Consider the following 19253-nt stretch of genomic DNA (forward strand, 5'->3'; position numbering starts at 1 on the left):
CGACAGAAAGAAAGTGGCGAAATGACGCGTTTAGTGATGAAGTTCGGCGGCACCTCGATGGCCGACCTCGAACGCATCCGCAGGGCGGCGCGGCTGGTGGCGGCGGAAGTCGATGCTGGGCACAAGGTGGCGGTGGTCGTGTCGGCCATGGCGGGCAAGACGAACGAGTTGGTCGCCTGGACAGATGGCGCCGGTCAGCCGACCGGGCGCGCTGCCGAAATTCATAACAACAGTGACGATGAATACGATGTCGTGGTCGCGTCTGGTGAACAGGTGACTGCTGGCCTGTTGGCCATGACCCTGCGCAATCTGGGCTATCCGGCGCGGTCCATGCTGGGCTGGCAGATGCCGATCCGCACGACCGATATTCACGGCAAGGCGCGCATCGCCGACATACCCGCCGACAACCTGATCAACGCCATGGACAGCGGCCAGATCGTTGTCGTCCCTGGTTTCCAGGGCGTGACCGACGACAGCCGGGTGACCACGCTGGGGCGCGGCGGTTCGGACACCTCGGCTGTCGCTGTGGCCATTGCCGCGCAGGCCATACGCTGCGATATCTATACCGACGTCGATGGCGTATACACCACCGATCCGCGCATCGAATCCAAGGCCAAGCGCCTCGACAAGATTTCGTTCGAAGAAATGCTCGAAATGGCGTCTCTGGGCGCCAAGGTGCTCCAGACCCGTTCGGTCGAACTGGCTATGGCCTACCGCATGCCGGTGCGCGTGCTCTCATCCTTCGTCGAACCCGGCGAAAATACTGACCAAGGCACCCTAGTGTGCGACGAGGAAGAAATCGTGGAAAAGCATATCGTTTCCGGCGTGGCCTACAGCCGTGATGAGGCCAAGATCACCCTCCTGGGCCTGCCCAATAAGATCGGCGTGTCCGCTGCCGTATTCGGCCGCCTGTCCGCCGCCAACATCAATGTCGACATGATTGTTCAGTCGGAAAAGCGTTCTGGCGATTACGCCAACCAGCTCTTCACCGTCGGTCGCCGTGACGCGCAACTGGCTGCCCAGATCATGAACGAGGCCAAGGGCGAAATCGGCTTCGACGACATCAAGGTCGATGAGGGCGTATCCAAGATCTCCATCGTCGGCGTCGGCATGCGGTCGCACACCGGCGTGGCCGAAACCATGTTCCGTGCTCTCTCGGAAAAGGGCATCAATATTCAGGTCATCTCGACCTCGGAAATCAAGATTTCGGTCCTGATTGATGAAGCCTACACCGAACTCGCGGTTCGCGCCCTTCATGCGGCGTACGGCTTGGACAAGATCGGCGCGCAATCGCCGGCCTAAGCCCCCGACGGACCTATTAGCACGCGAATGCAACTTTATTAACGCGCCCTTCAACTTAAGGCCGCGTTAATTGTATTGGCGCTAGATTCCCTCAATCAGGCCGACAGTGACGAGACCGAAATTCGAGCGAACGCAGGCGCTCTTTTCGCGGCTTGTGTGCTTGCGGTCCTTGTTGTGTATGAGGGGTATCCGGTGTCGTTCAAGAATATGCCCATGTTGGGCAAGGCTTCCGTCCTGCTCCTTCTTCTTACCGGTGTCGTGATCGCCGCCGTTGCGTTCACCACGACGAAAATGGCCGCCATTGGCGCGGATTACGGTCGTGTTATTGCGGGACCGGGCGTGGCCTCCGTCGACATAGAGCGGGCCAGTCAGCAGATAAGGCGCTCCGAAACAGACCTGTACAAGGCCGTGTCCGCCCTGACGCCGCAACAGCGCGCCGATGCCGAAACCGACCTAAAGGCGGCGCGGGGTGCCTTCGATCAGCAAACCGGCGAGGCAATAAAGGCTCTACCCAAGGAGGCGCAGCGCATCGCAGGCATCCAGTCGAGTTTCGCGTCCGCCATGGATCAGGCCTGCGTGCCGACGCTCAGGCTAACCGATGGCAACGATCATGCCGATGCGCTTGCGCAACTGGAGGATCATTGCGATCCTGCCATCGGCGCTGTGACAAAATCCATGACGCAGGTGGTTGATGAGACGCTAGAGTCCAATGTCGCTGCATCGGCGGCGGCCGGAGAGGACACGCGCCACACCATCGCGACATCGTGGACAGGTGTTGGCGCGGCTCTTGTCATTGTTATGATCCTGGCCTTGTGGGGTGTGGTCCGCTTCGTGGTACGTCCGCTTAAGGGCCTGACCGGGACCATGACCGCCATGTCTACGGGCAATTTGGCGGTCAATGTGCCGGGTCAGGACCGTCAGGATGAGGTTGGCGCCATGGCGCGTGCTGCCGATATCTTTCGCCAGGGCCTTCAGGAAACCGAAACCCTGCGTGCGCAAGCCGTCGATACCGAACGCTTCAACGCCGTCCGCCTGCGTGAAGAGCGTGAACGCATAGCGGACGACTTTCAGTCGAAGATGGGCGCCCTTGCGGATGCCTTCGTCCGGTCGTCGTACGAAGTCTCAGAAGCGGCGCAAAGCCTGGCGGCTACGGCCGAGGAAACATCCCGTCAGGCCCAGGTCGTTTCAGGCGCTGCCGAAGCGGCCTCGACCAATGTTCAGACCGTTGCGGCCGCCACGGAGGAAATGACGGCCTCAATCCGCGACATCAACGGCCAGGTGACATCTGCGGCCCACGTGACGGCGGAAGCGGCCGACGAGGCAACGCGGTCGGAAAGTGAAATCCGCGATCTGGCCGAAGCCGCGCAAAGCATTGGCGAGGTTCTCAGCCTGATCAGCGACATTGCCTCGCAAACCAACCTCCTGGCGCTCAACGCCACCATCGAGGCCGCGCGTGCCGGAGAGGCCGGCAAGGGCTTTGCCGTGGTGGCGTCAGAGGTCAAGCAACTGGCGACACAGACCTCCCGGGCCACGGGCGATATCGGCGCCAAGGTCGGTCAGATACAGGCGGCAACGCGGCGCACGGTCGACTCTATAGGTCGCATCGTCGCTACAATAGGCGATGTACGTTCCATTTCGACGGCCATAGCATCGGCCGTCGAACAGCAGGGGATGGCGACGCAGGAAATCGCCGGCAATACGGTGCGCGCGTCGGACGGCACGCGCCAGGTGACCGAAAATATCTTCGGGGTGGGCCGGGCGGCGGAAATGACCGGTGCGGCATCGACGCAGTTGATGGCCCTGTCCGGTAACCTGTCCGCTCAGGCAGGTGACCTGCAAAAGGAAGTCCAGGCATTCGTGCGGCAACTGCGTGCGGCTTGACGGCCTGAGTGGCGTTAATGAAAACAACCTAAAAAAGATAATTTGAGCAATATTTTTATCGCCTAAGCCGAAGGGTTCTTAAAAAAATTCATAAAAATAAGGTGGTTATATTTTTTTCAATATTCAGCAGCAAGTCGCGTAAGACAACTTCAACGAGTTTTTAATCATTTCTTTTAAATACTCCTTGCATTGTCCGGGGTGGGCCGGGGCAGTATCGGAGTACCATTATGTCATTCAATAACCTGCCTATGTTAGGTAAGATACTGACGCTTTTCTCTATTTTAGCTTTGGTATCGATTTCGGCCACGGGTTTTGCCTCGTGGCAAATTAGCACGATCTCTCGTGATTACGACGCCGCCCTGGTCGGACCGGCGCGCGCCAACGTGGCTTTGTCGCGCGCTGGCCGCCATGCCGTCTGGACCTCACGCTCCATTCTCAAGCTGGTCACTGCCGCGACGCCAGATGCCATCGCCAAGGCGGAAAGTGATGTCAGCGAAGGCTCTCAGTCTTTTGAAAGCGAAATGAAGCTGGCCAAGACGCTGATGCCGGAAAAGCGCGCGGAACTCGACGCGCTGCACCAAGCCTATACCGGCATTTTGACCAGCACCTGTAACCAGACGATCAGCCTCGGCAAGGGGGGTGCGCGAGAGGCGGCCATAGAGCATATGAATAGTCAGTGCGGGCCCCAGCTTCTTAACGTCATCAAGAGTATTTCGGCGGTGGTCGACAGTACGATCGTCTCCAACGAAGCCCTTGTCGGCCGCTTGAACAAGGAGGCAAATGACACCGTCCTGATCACCTTGGTGTCGATCCTGGGCGGCATGGCTGCCGTGACGGGCATCTCCGTCTGGTTGACCCGTGTCGGGATCGTGCGGCCGATGAAACGCTTGACCGACGTCATGGCGGCCATGGCGGGCGGCAAGCTAACGCTGGAAGTGCCTGGACAGGAGCGTCGCGACGAACTGGGAGCCATGGCCAAGACCACCGAAATCTTCCGTCAGGGACTGGAGGAGACCGAGCGCCTGCGTCTCGCCGCCGCTCAAACCGAGGAGGCCAATGCGCGCCGTCTGCGTGAGGAGCGCCACGCCATAGCCGACGATTTTCAGTCCAAGATGGGGGCTTTAGCCGACTCGTTTGTCCGCTCGTCCGGTGAGGTCTCTAACGCCGCTCAAAGCTTGTCGGCGACGGCTGAGGAGACCTCGCGTCAGGCTCAGGTCGTTACGGGTGCCGCCGAAGAAGCGGCGGTTAACGTCCAGACCGCCGCTGCCGCGACGGAAGAGATGGCGGCATCTGTTCTCGAAATCGGCAGCCAGGTGAGCCGCGCGGCGACGGTGGCAAGCGAAGCCGCCCAGGAAGCCATCAGTACGGAGGGCGAAATTCGTGCCCTTTCAGATGCGGCACAAAGCATCGGCGCGGTTGTAAATCTGATTAGCGAGATTGCCTCGCAGACCAACCTTCTGGCGCTGAATGCCACGATCGAAGCCGCCCGCGCCGGTGAAGCGGGCAAGGGGTTTGCTGTCGTCGCATCAGAAGTCAAGACGCTGGCGACCCAGACCGCGCGGGCTACCAAGGACATCGGCGACAAGGTGGCCGAGATTCAGACGGCGACCCAACGTACGGTTGGATCCATCGAAAAGATTGTTTCGACCATTACCGACATGCGTAACATCTCGTCCAATATCGCCGCTTCCGTGGAGCAGCAAGGGGCAGCCACGCAGGAAATCGCCGGCAATACGGCGCGTGCATCCGACGGTACGCAGCAGGTGACCGAGAATATCTTCGGCGTCGGCCGCGCCGCCGAAATGACGGGTGCCGCTTCAACGCAACTGATGTCTCTCTCAGGTAATCTGAGCGAGCAGGCCGCAGCCTTGCAAGGCGAGGTTAAAGCCTTTGTCAGCCAGTTGCGCGCGGCTTGAGCCGCAAGGTTAAGGGGTGTTGGGAGCCGGCTTAACGGGCCGGCTCCTTTCCTCTGTACGGCGCAGTGCCGCAGGGGATTTCCCCCAATTGTATCAAACTGTTAAATCAATGTGATTGTAACCGGTTCGTGACTTGCCTTGGTGCGCGCGCAACCGCTAGACAGCGCGCCAAAAGGGCCGCAGAATGCTGAACGGTCGCGTATGGCGCGCCGACTCGTGCGCCAAAGGGGACTAACGTGGTGAAATTGGGCCCATTCGAGGGGATTCCGAAAGTGATGAGTGGCGCCATTCGCGGTCAACGCGGTCTGTTACGTCAGATACGCGAGACGATGGAGGAGGGGCAGTCCGCCCAGTCACGCCTCGACACGGTTGTGCGCATCATTGCCTCGTCCATGGTGGCAGAAGTCTGCTCGATCTATCTGCGCCGCACTTCTGAAGAACTGGAACTGTTCGCCACAGAAGGCCTGAACGCTGACGCTGTGCACAAGACGCGGATGCGTCTGTCCGAAGGTCTGGTCGGTGAGGTCGCGCGTGCGGGGACGCCCCTCAACCTGATGGATGCGCCATCGCATCCCAGCTTCTCTTATCGACCGGAAACCGGCGAAGATCCGTATAAGTCCTTTCTCGGCGTGCCCCTGCTGCGCGGTGGTCGCACCATTGGCGTGCTGGTTGTCCAGAACATGGCGGCGCGCAAATACGAGGAAGAGGAGGTCGAAGACCTTCAGATCATTGCCATGGTGCTGGCAGAAATCGTCACGGCGGGCGATCTGGTCGGTATCGAGGAACTGAAGGATATCGAACTCGCGCCCCAAAAGCCCGAGCGGCTGAAGGGCTCGATATTCGCCGATGGCATCAGCCTGGGTACCGTCATCCTGCACGAGGTTCCGGTGACCTCGGATCATCTGCTGAGCGACGATTCCGTTGCCGAAGAAGTGCGCCTGCTGGCCGCCATTGATACCTTGCGCGAACAGATCGACCAGATGTTCGAAGGTACGCACGGCCTGGCCGGGCCGACCTTCGACGTGCTGGAAACCTATCGCATGTTTGCCCACTCCACCAGTTGGGTGCGCAACCTGGTTGAGGCGGTGCGAAACGGTCTGACGGCGGAAGCGGCTGTGGATCGCGTGCGAAATGAACAGCGCGCCAAGCTCAACAATGCCCGCGATGCCTATATGCGCGAACGCCTCCACGATCTGGAAGATTTGGCAAACCGCCTTTTGCGCGTTCTGGCCGGCAAGATCACCACGGCGCGCGAAATCCCCGAGGATTCTATCCTGGTGGCGCGCGATCTTGGGCCAGCCGACCTGCTGGAATACGACCGGACCCGGCTCAAGGGCATATTGCTTGAGGAAGGGTCGGCCTCCAACCACGCGGCCATCGTGGCCCGCGCCTTGCAAATTCCTTGCGTCGGACGCCTGCAATCCTTGCGTGACCGTGTGTCACAGGGGGATCTGGTCATTGTCGACGGCGAAACGGGCGAAGCCTATCTGCGTCCACGACCGGATATCATTGAGGCCGCGACGGCGCGTATTGAAGTGCGCACCCAACGTCGCGCCGAATTCAGCAAGATCAAGGACGTCGAGGCAGTGACTCGCGACGGCCAGCGCATCACGCTCCTGATGAATGCCGGTCTGGAATTCGATATCGACATCATGAACGAAACCGGCGCCGAAGGCATCGGTCTGTTCCGCACCGAATTTCAGTTCATGGTGTCCGACGATTTGCCGCGCCTGAAGCGCCAAACAGAGTTGTACGAGCGTATCATGGACGGCGCCGGCGATCGCCCCGTCACCTTCCGCACACTCGATCTCGGTGGCGACAAGATCCTGCCCTATATGGAAATGGAGCGCGAAGAAAACCCGGCGCTGGGCTGGCGTGCCATCCGCATGGGGCTGGATCGCCCGGCTCTGCTGCGCATGCAGTTGCGGGCCCTGATCACCGCGGCGCGCGGGCGTGAGCTGCGCATCATGTTCCCCATGGTGGCCTCGATCGATGAATTCCGCCAGGCGCGCGAGATGGTCGACATCGAGTGTGCCTGGGCCAAGCGGCGGGGCCGCCCCTTGCCGGCCTTGCTGCGCGTTGGTGCGATGATCGAATGTCCGTCGCTGTTGTTCCATCTCGACGCGTTGTTGCCGCTGGTCGATTTTGCCAGCGTCGGGACAAATGATCTTCAGCAATATCTGTTCGCTGCTGATCGCACCAACCCGAAGATGTCGGATCGCTATGATGCCCTGTCGCCGCCGCTTCTGCGCGCCCTGGCCTCGATTCAGAAGGCGGCGGAGGAATCAGGCACACCCGTATCAGTGTGTGGTGAAATCGCCGGTCGTCCGCTCGAGGCTTTCGTGCTGATCGCGCTGGGCTTCAACCGCCTGTCCATGCCGCCGGCCGGTTTGGGGCAGGTCAAGCGCATGATCCTGTCGTGCGACCGTGAAGCGGCCAGCAAGGCGATTAGCAAGCTGATGACCAGTTCCGGCGGATCTGTGCGCAACGAAATCCTGTCGCTGGCGCGCAAGCTTAATCTCGATATGTGACGCTGTCGTCTTCGGACGATAATTAAATGACCGACCAATAAATTTGTGTCACGAAACGGCTGTGTCCGTCGTATAAGCCATGGAACAAGCTGATAGGTGATATGTGCGTTCATACATGTGTTCTGAGGACCCATTATTCGCGTTTTCCAGAAGGTATTGTCTCCCGGCCGTAATGGTCGTTCTGCTGACGATTCTGGCAATCGTGGCGGCACCGGCGCGTGCCGCCGACGGAAAATCGGCCCATATAACCGCGCGACTGGTCGCCGAGTCCGGAACCGTTGCGCGGAATGGCGACGTCATGGTGGGGCTGGATTATACCACAGCGCCCGGCTGGCACACCTATTGGGTCAATCCCGGCGATACGGGATTGCCGACGCGGTTCGAGTGGAATCTGCCTGACGGTTTCACCGCCGGTCCAGTGCGCTGGCCCACCCCGGAATTGCTGCCGTCCTTTGGCCTCATGAGCTATGGCTACGACAAGGAAGCCGTGCTGCTTGTTCCCATGCACAATGGTTCGCATCTGTCGCGTGGAGACATTCTGCCTATAAAGGCCAAGGTCAGTTTTCTGGTCTGTTCGGACGTCTGTATTCCGGAAAGCCTGGAGGTCAGCCTGAACCTGAAGGTCGGCCCCCCAAACGTGACCGGACCGGACGCGGCCACCATTGCCCGGGCGCAAAAGCGCCTGCCGAAACCGTCCGACGTCGCGGCTACCGTCGACATCGTCAATGGGATGACAGAGCTCGGCTTTCCACTCACCGGTATCAGCCCCCAAGGCGCAGTCTTCTTTCCGGCCGAGGCGGGCATATTGAGCGCACCGGCACCGCAGGCCGTCGATATGGGCGCCAAGGGCTTTACCCTGCGTGTAAAGGCCGCGAATCCGGCCTTGCCGGACGGCGATCTGTCCGGCGTCCTGAAACTGGCCAATGGCACGGCTTTCGACATCAAGCTCAATCGCGCCCCCTTGTCGCCGGACGTTCACGGCCTCGGGGACGCATCACAGGCCAAGGCCGATACCTCCCTGACCGGCGTCATGCTGGCCATGCTCGGCGCTTTTGTCGGGGGTCTGATTTTGAACCTGATGCCCTGTGTCTTCCCCGTTCTGTCGATGAAGCTGCTCAGCTTGGCGCGGTCGGGGCATGACAAAAAGCTGGCTCAGTCCGAATCGCTGTTCTACGGCGGCGGTACGATCGTCACCTTCGTCGGACTGGCGATGATTCTCCTATTGGCACGCACCTTGGGTCAGTCGATCGGTTGGGGCTTTCAGTTGCAAAGTCCCTACGTCACGGCCTCCTTGGCTCTGGTCATGTTGCTGGTGGCGCTCAACATGTCCGGTGTATTCGACGTCGGATCGTCCCTGCAGTCGGCGGGGAACCTCCAAATCAGCGCGCGCCGTCCGCGTCTCGCTGCCTTCATGACCGGCGTCTTGGCTGTGGTCGTTGCCGCCCCTTGCACCGCGCCGTTCATGGCCACAGCGATCGGGGTCGCTTTGGCGCAGGGCGGGTGGGTATCCTTTGCGATATTTGTCGCCTTAGGTCTTGGCTTCGCCCTGCCGTTCGTCCTGCTTACCTTTTTGATTACCCTGATGCCGGGCATTGCCAAGGTCTTGCCCAAGCCCGGAAAATGGATGGACGGGTTAAAGATAGCCTTGTCGCTCCTGATGTATGCCGCCGCTGCCTGGCTGATTTGGGTGTTTGCCCAGCAGGTGCAAATCCTGGGCGTGCTGTTGCTCGGTCTGGCGCTGGTTCTTGTCGCGCTGGCTGTAATGAAGATCCGGGTGCCCAAGGGGATTAAAGCGGTCGTGCTGATCGGGGGTATCGTGCTGACTGCTGTGTCGGCCACGTTGCCGCGGACCACCAAGATGGAATCCCTGCCGTCGGACCTGCTGCCGCACCGCGAGTTCAGTGTGGAGACCCTGACCGCATTGCGTGCCAGCCATACGCCGGTCTTTGTCGACCTGACGGCGGCGTGGTGCGTGACCTGCAAGGTCAATGAGCGTTTGGTCCTGACCGGCACGGAATTCGAAAAGGCGCTGAAGGATACAGGCACGGTCTACATGGTCGGCGACTGGACCAATCAGGATGCGGAAATATCGCACTATCTGGGACTTTACGGCCGGTCGGGCGTTCCGCTCTACGTTTATTACGGTCCCAACAATGCCGAACCCGTCGTCCTGCCGCAAATCCTGAACACCGCTGACGTGGTGAAGCTTATCCGAAGAAAGTGATGCAGAAGTCAGTCTAGTGGCTGGCCAGCGCCGACAGCCGGACACCGAAGGGGCCGAAATAGTAGAGGCAGTCGGCGTCATTGTTGGCGTGGGTGAAGCGCCCCGTAACGGTTATCGGTGTGCCGAGTGTCAGGCCGCTAAGCGAGCCATAGACCGGGTCCGTTTTCGGGATTATCGCTTCGAGCCGGATGGATCGTCCAATATCAATTTCCAGATCGGCCGTGCCGTCAATCGTCGAGATGCGCAAGTCCTTTACGGTGCCGCGCCAGCCGCTAAAAGTGTCGTACTTTTTGAATTGGGCGCAGAACTGGTCGGTCTGCTGACCGGGGTCGCTGACCTTCGCCTTGATCTCGTGAGGCAGGGCGATCAATGCCGCCTGATCGGGCGGCAGGCCGGCAGATACGTCGGCTGGGGAGGCCGGTGTCGGCGCCCGTGAGCAGGCGGCCAGGCACAAAAGCAGAAGGGCGGGATATAGGGCGGGGCGGATCATGACTGATCTCCTTTGGCCCTTAGGTATTGCCGAATTCGATCACGCAGTCGAGGCCTGAATCGGCGGTGGCCGGTGTGACGATGACGTCGATATTGTCGCTGAGCAGGGCCGCCATATTGCCGAGCGCCCGCCCGAAATCGGCATCGCTCTTGGCTGCCAAGATGGCGTCCATCTTGATGTTCAGGTCGAGGGACAGCCCCTTCATTATGCATTTCAGATCGTTGTCGGTGCCTCGCTTCTTAAGGGTCAGATGCCCTTGCAGATCGCCGTCGGATAGTGCGCGAATTTGCTGTGTGTAGGTTTTGAAGACAGGCTGTTCCCGCAGGGACAAGACAGGGCTCGTGCCGAACCTTTCGGTCTGCGCCTTCAGTTTTCCGGCGCGATCGACCAGATCCGCGAAATAGGGCTCATGCGAAATGGCGCTGGTCGCGGGGACAGCTGCCTGACCGGTTGCGGGCAAGGTCACACCGACCATCAGGCCGACCATCAAGGCGAAGATCACGGGTCGCAGCATGACGCGCTCCATTCCAATACATACGGAGCGTGACTATGCAAAAGCCTGGCCAAGAAAGCGTTAATGCGCGCGGATCAGGCACGAACATGCGATGAGTAGCGCCCCTCACCGCCGGCCCGGCACCTACTGGACCGACGGTGAGGGTCACGCTCTGGCCAAACATCAGCTATAGCGCGGTTGGTACTGCGCTTGCCTGATTAGGCCCGCTTCTATTAATGCCGTAGCCTTGAGCGACGTCAGTAACTGACTGTAGTGGGCTGCTGTTCACCCTTGTGACACGGTATGCCTACGGCGCACTTATTGGCGTCCATGGCGGAAACGAACCAAGCAATCCCTGTGATCATGACGGCCACGAAGACCAGGGCTATTACAAAACGCGAAAAGTTCTCAGCGGTATGCGACTTAGCCATTGTTATACCCTCCTTAGGGAAGTCATATTTATAACACGGTTCCGCCATATTTAGAAGACCTTAACCCAATTTTTTTGACAAAAGTGTCAAAATACCGTTTCCGGCGTAATTTCTCCTTTAAGGCGAGCGGGTTGGGGTTTTGCCAGAAAATAAGTAGACGATATGGTCAATGCCTCTCAACCGCGCGACGCCGGGAATGAGCCTGGCGGCGGGGCGGCAATTTTATTGGCAATTCGGCGGGTTCGCCTCATTTCGGTTGTCTCTGTGCGTTCGATGCTTTAATTCGCGCGCATGACCGAAAAGCCAAACACCGAAAAATCCGATATCGAAGCATCAGGCGCGGGCTTCCGCCCTGACGCGCGCAGCCCGCGCGGCTTTATAGACAAGCGCGCCGGACAGATCGCCATTGAGCGCCATCTGATCGCCACCGTGTCGAAGGTCTATGAAGACTTCGGCTTTGAAGCGTTGCAAACACCCGCGTTCGAATATGCCGACGCGCTGGGGAAGTTTCTGCCCGATTCTGACCGTCCGAACGTCGGCGTCTTCGCCCAGCAGGACGATGATGAGCAATGGATGGCGCTGCGCTATGATCTGACAGCGCCATTGGCGCGGTTTGCGGCGCAAAACTGGGAGACCTTGCCCAAGCCGTTCCGGCGCTATGCCTTCGGTCCCGTTTGGCGCAATGAAAAGCCGGGGCCCGGTCGTCTGCGTGAATTCATGCAATGCGACGCCGATATTGTCGGTTCCGACCGTCCCGAAGCGGATGCCGAAATGATCGCCCTGGCGGTCGCTGGGTATAAGGCGCTTGATGTGCCGGTGCGCCTGCGCATCAATAACCGCAAGCTTTTGAACGGTCTTCTGGCCAGTCTCGGCGTCGTCGATTCGGTGCAGCAGCTCGGCGTTCTGAGGGCTATCGACAAGTTGGACCGCTTTGGGCTGGAAGGGGTCGCCTTACTGCTTGGCGCCGGGCGTAAGGACGACAGTGGTGACTTTACCAAGGGGGCGCAACTGCCCGCTGCGGCCATCCAGCCCGTGCTCGATTTTGTCAGCGCCGGCGGTGCGTCGACACGCGCTGAGGTTCTGGAAAAACTGGCGGCGGTACTGGTCAATTCGGCTGAAGGCCAGGCTGGCCTCGAAGACCTTGCGCGCATTAATACCGCTGTGACGGCGATGGGCGTGGCCGAAGACGCCGCTATTTTCGATCCGGGCATTGTCCGCGGTCTGGAATACTATACCGGCCCGGTGTTTGAAGCGGAACTGCTGCTGCAAACCCGGGATGAAAAGGGCAATTTGGTCCAAATGGGCAGCGTCGGGGGCGGTGGGCGTTACGATGACCTTGTGGCGCGCTTCACCGGACAGCCCGTGCCGGCAACCGGTTTTTCCTTTGGCGTTTCACGTCTGGCGGCTGCCTTGGCGCTCACCGGCATGGCGAAGACAGCGGCGCGTGGCCCGATTGTCATCATCGCCTTTTCGGAAGCGGATATGGGGGAGTATTTCAAGCTCGCCGCTGAAATCCGGGCCGCAGGCCTGCCGGCCGAAGTCTATCTCGGTCGTTCGGGTATGAAGGCGCAAATGAAGTACGCCGATCGGCGAGTCAGCCCGGCCGCCGTCATGATTGGTGAGGATGAGTTGAAATCTGGTAGCGTTACCATAAAAGATCTCGACCTGGGCCGGGATTTGGCCACGCAAATTAGTGACAACAAGGCCTGGCGCGAAGGTCGTCCGGGGCAGGTGACCTTGCCCCGCGCCGAAGCGATCAAGCATTTGAAATCCATAGTGGAATCCAATTGACACCGATGTCGTAAAAACGTTGTTTTTGTGGCATATTAATAAAAAATCAATAAGGGTTCCCTTGGGTAAGAAATATTTTTGACATAATGTTATAAAAGCAGTTGACAGCCTTGGCGAAAAAATGGTTTTGTCCGCCTCAAGAGAACGGAACTTCTCCCGTAGAGAGAAGTCAGTTCCGGCGTTTCGGGGAGGAAACGCTCGTTAATTACAAATAAAAAAGCTCGCCGGGTCTTATCCCCCCTGTGCGGGCTTTTTTTTGTCTTAAATCCATAAAAATTGACGATGTGGTCAAAAATGGTCAGGCGGGCGGTGGTGCGTGGCGTTTTGTTTGTATCGCCAAGCTCTGTTTGTATCGCCAATCTGTTTGTATCGATTGTGACCACATTACGAAATGTTCATGAGACGAAACCGTTAAACTGTACCAATGTGCGCCTCTGTTTTCGGCGCCATCTTTCGGCGGCGTCTGTTCCTGGGAGCGCTGCATGCGTAATACGACACTCACCTCAGTCCTGGCCTTGTCTGCGGCGCTTATTTCCGCGGCGTTTTTGACCGCGTTACCAGCAGCCGCGGAGATGGCGGGGCCACCGTCCGCCGACTTTTTGTTCGCCCAGACGCCGGCTGCCGGTGGTGGTGGCGAAAGCACGGTCGCCAAGCGGTACGGCAAATGGGGGTTCGATACCACCGGCATGGACAAGACCGTCAAGCCGGGCAATGACTTTTTCCAATATGCCAACGGGACCGCACTGAAAAACATGGTCATTCCCGGTGACCAACCCGGCTATGGCTCTTTCAACGCCCTGTATGATCTGTCGGAACTGCGTCTAAAGGCCCTGGTTACCGGCCTGGCGGCGCGAACCGACCTGACCGGCGAAGACCTCAAGATTGCCGACCTGTATCGCTCGGCCATGAACGCCGACCTGAAGAACCAGCTTGATGTGAAGCCCCTGCAGCCGGAACTGGCCAAGATCGCGGCGATTTCCAGCAAGGACGATATGGCGGCCTTCATGGGATCGACCTCGGCTACCTTCGGCAGCGCCATTTTCAATATCTTCGTTTATGACGATGCCAAGAAGCCCGGGTATCGCGCCCTCCAGATGGGCCAAGCCGGTCTCGGCCTCCCTGACCGCGATTACTATTTGTCGGCGACCTATGCCGACAAGAAGGCCGCCTATGAGGTCTATATCAAGGACATGCTGACCATGGTCGGCTACGCCAACCCGGACCAGGCGGCCAAGGATATTGTTGCCTTTGAGACGCACATTGCTCAGGTGTCGTGGACCAAGATCGAGAGTCGCGACGACACCAAGACCTATAACCCGATGGCGCTAAAAGACCTGAATGCCTTCGCGCCGGGCTTCAACTGGGACGGCTTCTTCGCAGCCGCTGGCGTGAGCCAGGCCCAGAAGGTTATCGTGGCGCAAAATACCGCCATGCCGAAGATCGCCAAGATTTTTGCCGATACACCGCTGGAAACGATCAAGGCGTGGGAAGCCTTCCAGGCGACTGACCAGGCATCGGCCTATCTGTCAGACCGCTTCTACAGCCGTCGTTTCGATTTCCGGTCCAAGGCGCTTTATGGCGTCGCTGAGCAGCGCCCGCTGTGGAAGCGCGCCATCGGCACGACCGACGACAAGATGGGTGAGGCCTTGGGTCGCGCCTATGTCCGCGATTACTTCCCGCCGGAATCCAAGGCAAAAATGGAAGCCCTGGTCAGCGATCTTTTGGCGGCGATGAAAATCCGCATCGAGAACCTGACCTGGATGAGCGCGCCGACCAAGGCCAAGGCGCTCGAAAAGCTGTCCACCTTCGGCGTAAAGATCGGCTACCCCAACAAGTGGCGCGACTATTCGGCCCTGGCTATCAAGGCTGACGACCTGTACGGCAATGTCGAGCGGTCGTCGGCGTTTGAATGGGCTTACAATGTCTCGCATATCGACAAGCCTATCGATCCGCAAGACTGGGAAATGACGCCGCAAACGGTCAATGCCTATTATTCGCCGACCAAGAACGAAATCGTCTTCCCCGCCGCTATCCTGCAACCGCCCTTCTTCGATCCGAATGCTGATCCGGCGGTCAACTACGGCGCCATTGGTGGCGTTATCGGCCATGAAATCACCCATGGCTTTGACGATCAGGGCCGCCATTATGATTCGACGGGGGCTCTGGTCGAATGGTGGACGCCGGAAGACGCCGCCAAGTTCGATGCACAGACCAAGGCGCTCGGTGCCCAGTACGATGGTTATGAACCCGTTCCCGGCGTTCACATTCAGGGTGGTCTGACCATGGGCGAAAACATCGCCGACATGGGTGGCATTCTGCTGGGGCTGGACGCCTATCATCTGTCGCTTAAGGGCAAGCCTGCGCCGGTCATCGATGGCTTTACCGGCGATCAGCGGGTCTTCCTGGGCTTTGCCCAGGTCTGGCAATCCAAGTACCAGCCTGACTTCCTCAAGTTCCTAGTGTCGTCCGATCCGCATTCGCCGGACAAATTCCGCGCGATCGGCAGTGTTCGCAACGTCGATGCCTGGTATACCGCGTTCGGCGTCAAGCCGGGCGACGCCTATTATGTGAAGCCGGCCGATCGTGTGAAGATCTGGTAGGCCGCGACCTGGTCTCAGAAACAAAAGCCCGCCTCGGTCGAGGCGGGCTTTTGCATTTATGGCTGGATGTTCGACGGATCCATCGATTTGCGGATCTTGCCTTCATATCGGGCGCCGTCTGTCGGGTTGTATTTCAAAAAGGTCGGCAGGTCGTTACCCATCAACGCCATTTCGCGTTTCCAATCGCGTTGTGGCAAATTGTGTGCGGCGACCTGGCAGGACATGACGGCGCCAGCCAGGGCAAAGGCGGCAAGGCAGGCGTAGAAAAAGCGCTTCATGGCTTTAAAATCCGAACGTGAGACCGGCGGAACCCGCCGGCGGGCAGGCGGGTGGAGACAGGTTGCCCCCACCCGGTACGCTTCACTGTGCAATCCCCCCTCAGATCCCCCCAAAGGGTGTGAACTCCGCTCTTTCTCATGGGGGCGAACCATGATATGAACGTCGTTCACAATTTCTGTATAGCGCAGATGTGAACCGTGTTCAATAAGAAAATGAACATCGTTCAAATTCATTTCAGAGACTGCCATGGCCACGAAAACTGCCCTTACTCCACCAAAGGCCGCTATATCGGCGACCACCGCAGACCGACGTCAGGCCCAGCTGGAGGCGCTTATCGCGGCCGCAGAAAAGCGTATCTGCGAATCGGGAACCCTGAGCCTTAAGGCGCGCGATCTGGCTGCCGACATCGGCGTGGCCCTGGGGGGGCTATATAATATCGTGCAGGACATGGACGCCCTGCTTCTGCTCGTATCGTCACGCACCCTGGCGCGGTTGGGTGAAGCGGCACAGACGGCCACCGGTCACCTGCCTATGACGACGCGCGCCGAGGCCATAGAGCGTCTCGTGGCTGTGGCGCACACCTATCTTGCCTTTGCGCGCGAGAACCTGCCGCTCTGGCGGATGATCTTCGAATTGCGACTGGACAGCCCCTTGCCCGACTGGGCGGCGCAGGACCAGTTGCGTCTGTTCCGTCATATTGGCGAGCCGTTACATGTCATCATGCCGGACCTGGATACGCTTGCGCTCACGGTGCGGGCGCGGACCTTGTTCGCCGCCGTACACGGCATCATCAGTATCGGCCTGGAAGAGCGCCTGATCGCCGTACCGCCGCAAAAGCTGGCCGACGAAATTGCCTGGCTGACGCGCGCGGCGTGCCAATAATGGCTGGGTAAGGGGCAGGCAAAGAAAAACCCCGCCGATCAATGATCGGCGGGGCAACGTACTCTATCGCGACTCCAGGTTCAGGATCCGCGACCCTGCTTACCAGATGCGGACGCGGTCTTCTGGCTTCAGGTAATACTTGTCGCCTTCCTTGACGCCAAAGGCTTCATACCAGGCATCGATATTGCGAACGGGGCCGATGACACGGAAGACGGCCGGCGAATGCGGGTCGGTGGCGACCTGCTGCTTGATGGCGTCGTCGCGATATTTGGAGCGCCAGACCTGGGCGAAGCCCATGAAGACGCGCTGGTCGCCGGTGAAGCCGTCCAGGACGGGCGAGGGCTGCCCCTTCAATGACAGTCGATAGGCATCGAGGCCGAGCAGGTTGCCGCCCAGGTCAGCGATGTTTTCACCCATGGTCAGGCCGCCCTGAACATGGACGCCGGGCAGGGGTTGGAAGGCGTCATATTGCTCGCCATACTTCTTGGCCTGGGCGTTGAACTTGGCGGAATCGGCATCGGTCCACCAGCTACGCAGATAGCCTTCGCCGTCGTAATTGCGGCCCTGGTCATCGAAGCCGTGGGTGATTTCGTGACCGATGACGCCGCCGATGCCGCCGTAATTGACCGCCGCGTCGGCTTCCGGATCGAAGAAGGGCGGTTGCAGGATGGCGGCGGGGAAGACGATTTCGTTGCGCGTCGGGGAATAGTAGGCGTTGACGGTCTGCGGCGTCATACCCCATTCCAGCGGATCGACCGGATTGTCGATCTTGGCGACTTGCCAAGCCCAATCGAAGGCAGATGACCGCTCGATATTGCCGAACAGGTCGTCCGCCTTGACGTCCAGCTTGGAATAGTCGCGCCATTTGTCCGGATAGCCGATCTTGACGCCGAATTTCGACAACTTTTCCAAGGCCTTGGTTTTGGTCTCAGGCGACATCCAGGTCAGATTTTCAATGCGGATCTTGAGCGCGGCGCGCAGGTCGGCGACCAGCCCTTCCATCTTCGTCTTGGAGGAGGCGGGGAAATACTGGTCGACATAGGTGCGGCCGATGGCTTCGCCCATGGCGTCGTCGGCGACGCCAATGGCGCGCTTCCAGCGCGGACGCTGGGCCTGGGCGCCGGACAGGTCGCGGGAACGGAATTCCCACTGTGCTGTGGCGAAGCGGTTGGAGAGGTAAGGCGCGGCCTGATCTACCGTGCGGAAGGTCTCCCAGGCCTTCAGCGTTTCAAGCGGTGTATCGGCGAAAATCTTGGCGATCTTCGGGAAGGCGGTATTTTCCGAGACAATGACCTTCTTCGCCTTGTTCAAGCCGGCGGCGGTGAAATAGGCGTTGAAGTCGAATCCGGGCGCCAGCTTGACCACGTCGGCGCGGGTCATCGGGTTATAGGTCTTGGTGTCATCGCGGCGCTCGATACGCGTCCAGGAGGCTTCGGCAATGTGGGTTTCCATCGCCACGATGTCCTTGGCGGCCTGGGTGGCGTTCGGATAGCCGACCATGGTCAGCATGCGAGCAACATAGGCTTCGTACTTGGTCTTTTTGTCGGCATAGGTCGCCGACAAATAGTAATCACGGTCGGGCAGGCCAAGGCCGGCTTGACCCATGTACAAGACGTTGATCTGCGGGTTCTTGGCGTCGCCGTCAACATAGGCGCTGAAAAAGGCCGAGCCGAAGCTGGATGCGCTCTTGCCCATATAGGCGGCCATCTGCGGCTTGGTCTTGATGTTACGGATGGAGGCCAGTGCGGGGGCCAGCGGTGCGATGTCAAGGCGCTGGGTCGTCGCTTCGTCCATCATGGACTTGTAGAGATCGGCGATCTTGGCATCGTCGCCGCTCAGGCCCTGCTTCGTGGCCAGGCCCGTGATCAGCACCTTCATACGGTTTTCCGACAGTTCGCGTAGGGCGAGGAAGGAGCCGTAGGAGGTACGGTCGGCCGGAATGACCATGTTCTTGACGGCGGTGCCGTTGACGTAGTCGAAGAAGCTGTCGCCAGGCTTCACCGCAGTGTCCATACCGGCGGTGTCTATGCCCCAGGTACCGAACTTCTTGGCCACGGTATTGGGGGCGGCGTCGTCGCTACCGGACGAAGCATCAGCCGACAGGATGGCGTCGAGACTTTCCAGTGACTGCATGCGGCAATAGGTGTCAAGGCATGTGTCGGTTTTGGCGCCTGCATGGGCCGGCGCACCGGTCAGGACGAGGCCAGCCAATGCGGTGGTGGCGGTCAGAAGCTTCAGAATTTTCATTGGAGGGTTACCTCATGGTCGGACCGGCGCTTATTGTTTGGCGGCGTGTCCGATGGATAAAAATGATACTATCTTCACCTTATCGGTTTTTTACAGGACGGAACATGAATTTTTATTAATGTTCATGAAAACGTGCAATGAAGGGTTACAATTCGGATGGACATGCCTTTATAGTTAAGTCTGGCT

The 19253-nt window shown here is 59.3% G+C and carries 13 protein-coding genes; 8 read left to right on the forward strand and 5 right to left on the reverse strand.

Annotation, left to right across the window (positions count from 1 at the left end; translation table 11 throughout):
* Nucleotides 1-21 precede the first annotated feature (21 nt).
* The 5 genes from RCJ00_RS13140 to RCJ00_RS13160 all read left to right on the forward strand — a co-directional run bounded on the left by RCJ00_RS13140 (nt 22) and on the right by RCJ00_RS13160 (nt 9854).
* Nucleotides 22-1302 carry an aspartate kinase gene (locus RCJ00_RS13140; protein WP_316222439.1) on the forward strand — a complete coding sequence of 427 codons (1281 nt, stop codon included), beginning with the start codon at nt 22-24 and terminating at the stop codon, nt 1300-1302.
* A 192-nt stretch (nt 1303-1494) separates the two neighbouring features.
* The gene (locus tag RCJ00_RS13145; protein WP_316222441.1) at nt 1495-3183 is read left to right on the forward strand and encodes a methyl-accepting chemotaxis protein; all 1689 of its coding nucleotides are present in this window, start codon (nt 1495-1497) and stop codon (nt 3181-3183) included.
* Between the two features lie 227 nt (nt 3184-3410).
* Nucleotides 3411-5099: a methyl-accepting chemotaxis protein gene (locus RCJ00_RS13150; protein WP_316222443.1), complete on the forward strand. Its 1689-nt coding sequence runs from the start codon at nt 3411-3413 to the stop codon at nt 5097-5099.
* 275 nt (nt 5100-5374) lie between these two features.
* Complete coding sequence (ptsP, locus tag RCJ00_RS13155; RefSeq protein ID WP_316222799.1) at nt 5375-7630, forward strand: phosphoenolpyruvate--protein phosphotransferase; 2256 nt, start codon at nt 5375-5377, stop codon at nt 7628-7630.
* 172 nt (nt 7631-7802) lie between these two features.
* Nucleotides 7803-9854: a protein-disulfide reductase DsbD family protein gene (locus tag RCJ00_RS13160; protein ID WP_316222444.1), complete on the forward strand. Its 2052-nt coding sequence runs from the start codon at nt 7803-7805 to the stop codon at nt 9852-9854.
* Nucleotides 9855-9867: 13 nt separating this feature from the next.
* Here the strand turns inward: RCJ00_RS13160 and RCJ00_RS13165 are convergent, their stop codons facing one another.
* From RCJ00_RS13165 to RCJ00_RS13175, 3 genes are all read right to left on the reverse strand, one after another.
* Nucleotides 9868-10344, reverse strand: coding sequence for a hypothetical protein (locus tag RCJ00_RS13165; protein ID WP_316222446.1), 477 nt, complete (start codon nt 10342-10344; stop codon nt 9868-9870).
* A gap of 19 nt (nt 10345-10363) precedes the next feature.
* On the reverse strand, nt 10364-10858 hold the full coding sequence (locus tag RCJ00_RS13170) for a hypothetical protein (protein ID WP_316222448.1): 495 nt from the start codon (nt 10856-10858) through the stop codon (nt 10364-10366).
* A gap of 236 nt (nt 10859-11094) precedes the next feature.
* Nucleotides 11095-11268 carry a hypothetical protein gene (locus tag RCJ00_RS13175; protein WP_316222450.1) on the reverse strand — a complete coding sequence of 58 codons (174 nt, stop codon included), beginning with the start codon at nt 11266-11268 and terminating at the stop codon, nt 11095-11097.
* 291 nt (nt 11269-11559) lie between these two features.
* On the opposite strand from RCJ00_RS13175, the gene hisS reads away from it, so the two are divergent.
* Complete coding sequence (hisS, locus tag RCJ00_RS13180) at nt 11560-13059, forward strand: histidine--tRNA ligase (RefSeq protein WP_316222452.1); 1500 nt, start codon at nt 11560-11562, stop codon at nt 13057-13059.
* A 482-nt stretch (nt 13060-13541) separates the two neighbouring features.
* Nucleotides 13542-15659 (forward strand): M13 family metallopeptidase, encoded by a 2118-nt coding sequence (locus tag RCJ00_RS13185; protein WP_316222454.1) that lies wholly within the window; start codon nt 13542-13544, stop codon nt 15657-15659.
* Between the two features lie 56 nt (nt 15660-15715).
* On the opposite strand, the gene RCJ00_RS13190 is transcribed toward RCJ00_RS13185, so the two are convergent.
* A complete protein-coding gene (locus tag RCJ00_RS13190; protein WP_316222455.1) occupies nt 15716-16192 on the reverse strand; it encodes a hypothetical protein in 477 nt (158 codons plus the stop codon).
* Here RCJ00_RS13190 and RCJ00_RS13195 point away from each other — a divergent pair.
* Nucleotides 16185-16820 (forward strand): TetR/AcrR family transcriptional regulator, encoded by a 636-nt coding sequence (locus tag RCJ00_RS13195; RefSeq protein ID WP_316222457.1) that lies wholly within the window; start codon nt 16185-16187, stop codon nt 16818-16820. The two genes, RCJ00_RS13190 and RCJ00_RS13195, sit on opposite strands and share 8 nt — an antisense overlap.
* A gap of 99 nt (nt 16821-16919) precedes the next feature.
* Here RCJ00_RS13195 and RCJ00_RS13200 read toward each other — a convergent pair whose 3' ends face one another.
* Nucleotides 16920-19067: a M13 family metallopeptidase gene (locus RCJ00_RS13200; protein ID WP_316222459.1), complete on the reverse strand. Its 2148-nt coding sequence runs from the start codon at nt 19065-19067 to the stop codon at nt 16920-16922.
* Nucleotides 19068-19253 lie beyond the last annotated feature (186 nt).

Origin of the sequence: Asticcacaulis aquihabitans (assembly GCF_032490435.1) — a bacterium.
Taxonomy (GTDB): Bacteria; Pseudomonadota; Alphaproteobacteria; order Caulobacterales; family Caulobacteraceae; genus Asticcacaulis.

Excerpts from the sequence above, each read along its gene's own strand:
- RCJ00_RS13140 (WP_316222439.1), top strand. The coding sequence starts at position 22 with ATGACGCGTTTAGTGATGAAGTTCGGCGGCACCTCGATGGCCGACCTC.
- RCJ00_RS13150 (WP_316222443.1), top strand. The coding sequence starts at position 3,411 with ATGTCATTCAATAACCTGCCTATGTTAGGTAAGATACTGACGCTTTTC.
- ptsP (WP_316222799.1), top strand. The coding sequence starts at position 5,375 with ATGAGTGGCGCCATTCGCGGTCAACGCGGTCTGTTACGTCAGATACGC.
- RCJ00_RS13160 (WP_316222444.1), top strand. The coding sequence starts at position 7,803 with ATGGTCGTTCTGCTGACGATTCTGGCAATCGTGGCGGCACCGGCGCGT.
- RCJ00_RS13165 (WP_316222446.1), bottom strand. The coding sequence starts at position 10,344 with ATGATCCGCCCCGCCCTATATCCCGCCCTTCTGCTTTTGTGCCTGGCC.
- RCJ00_RS13170 (WP_316222448.1), bottom strand. The coding sequence starts at position 10,858 with ATGCTGCGACCCGTGATCTTCGCCTTGATGGTCGGCCTGATGGTCGGT.
- RCJ00_RS13175 (WP_316222450.1), bottom strand. The coding sequence starts at position 11,268 with ATGGCTAAGTCGCATACCGCTGAGAACTTTTCGCGTTTTGTAATAGCC.
- hisS (WP_316222452.1), top strand. The coding sequence starts at position 11,560 with ATGACCGAAAAGCCAAACACCGAAAAATCCGATATCGAAGCATCAGGC.
- RCJ00_RS13185 (WP_316222454.1), top strand. The coding sequence starts at position 13,542 with ATGCGTAATACGACACTCACCTCAGTCCTGGCCTTGTCTGCGGCGCTT.
- RCJ00_RS13195 (WP_316222457.1), top strand. The coding sequence starts at position 16,185 with ATGGCCACGAAAACTGCCCTTACTCCACCAAAGGCCGCTATATCGGCG.
- RCJ00_RS13200 (WP_316222459.1), bottom strand. The coding sequence starts at position 19,067 with ATGAAAATTCTGAAGCTTCTGACCGCCACCACCGCATTGGCTGGCCTC.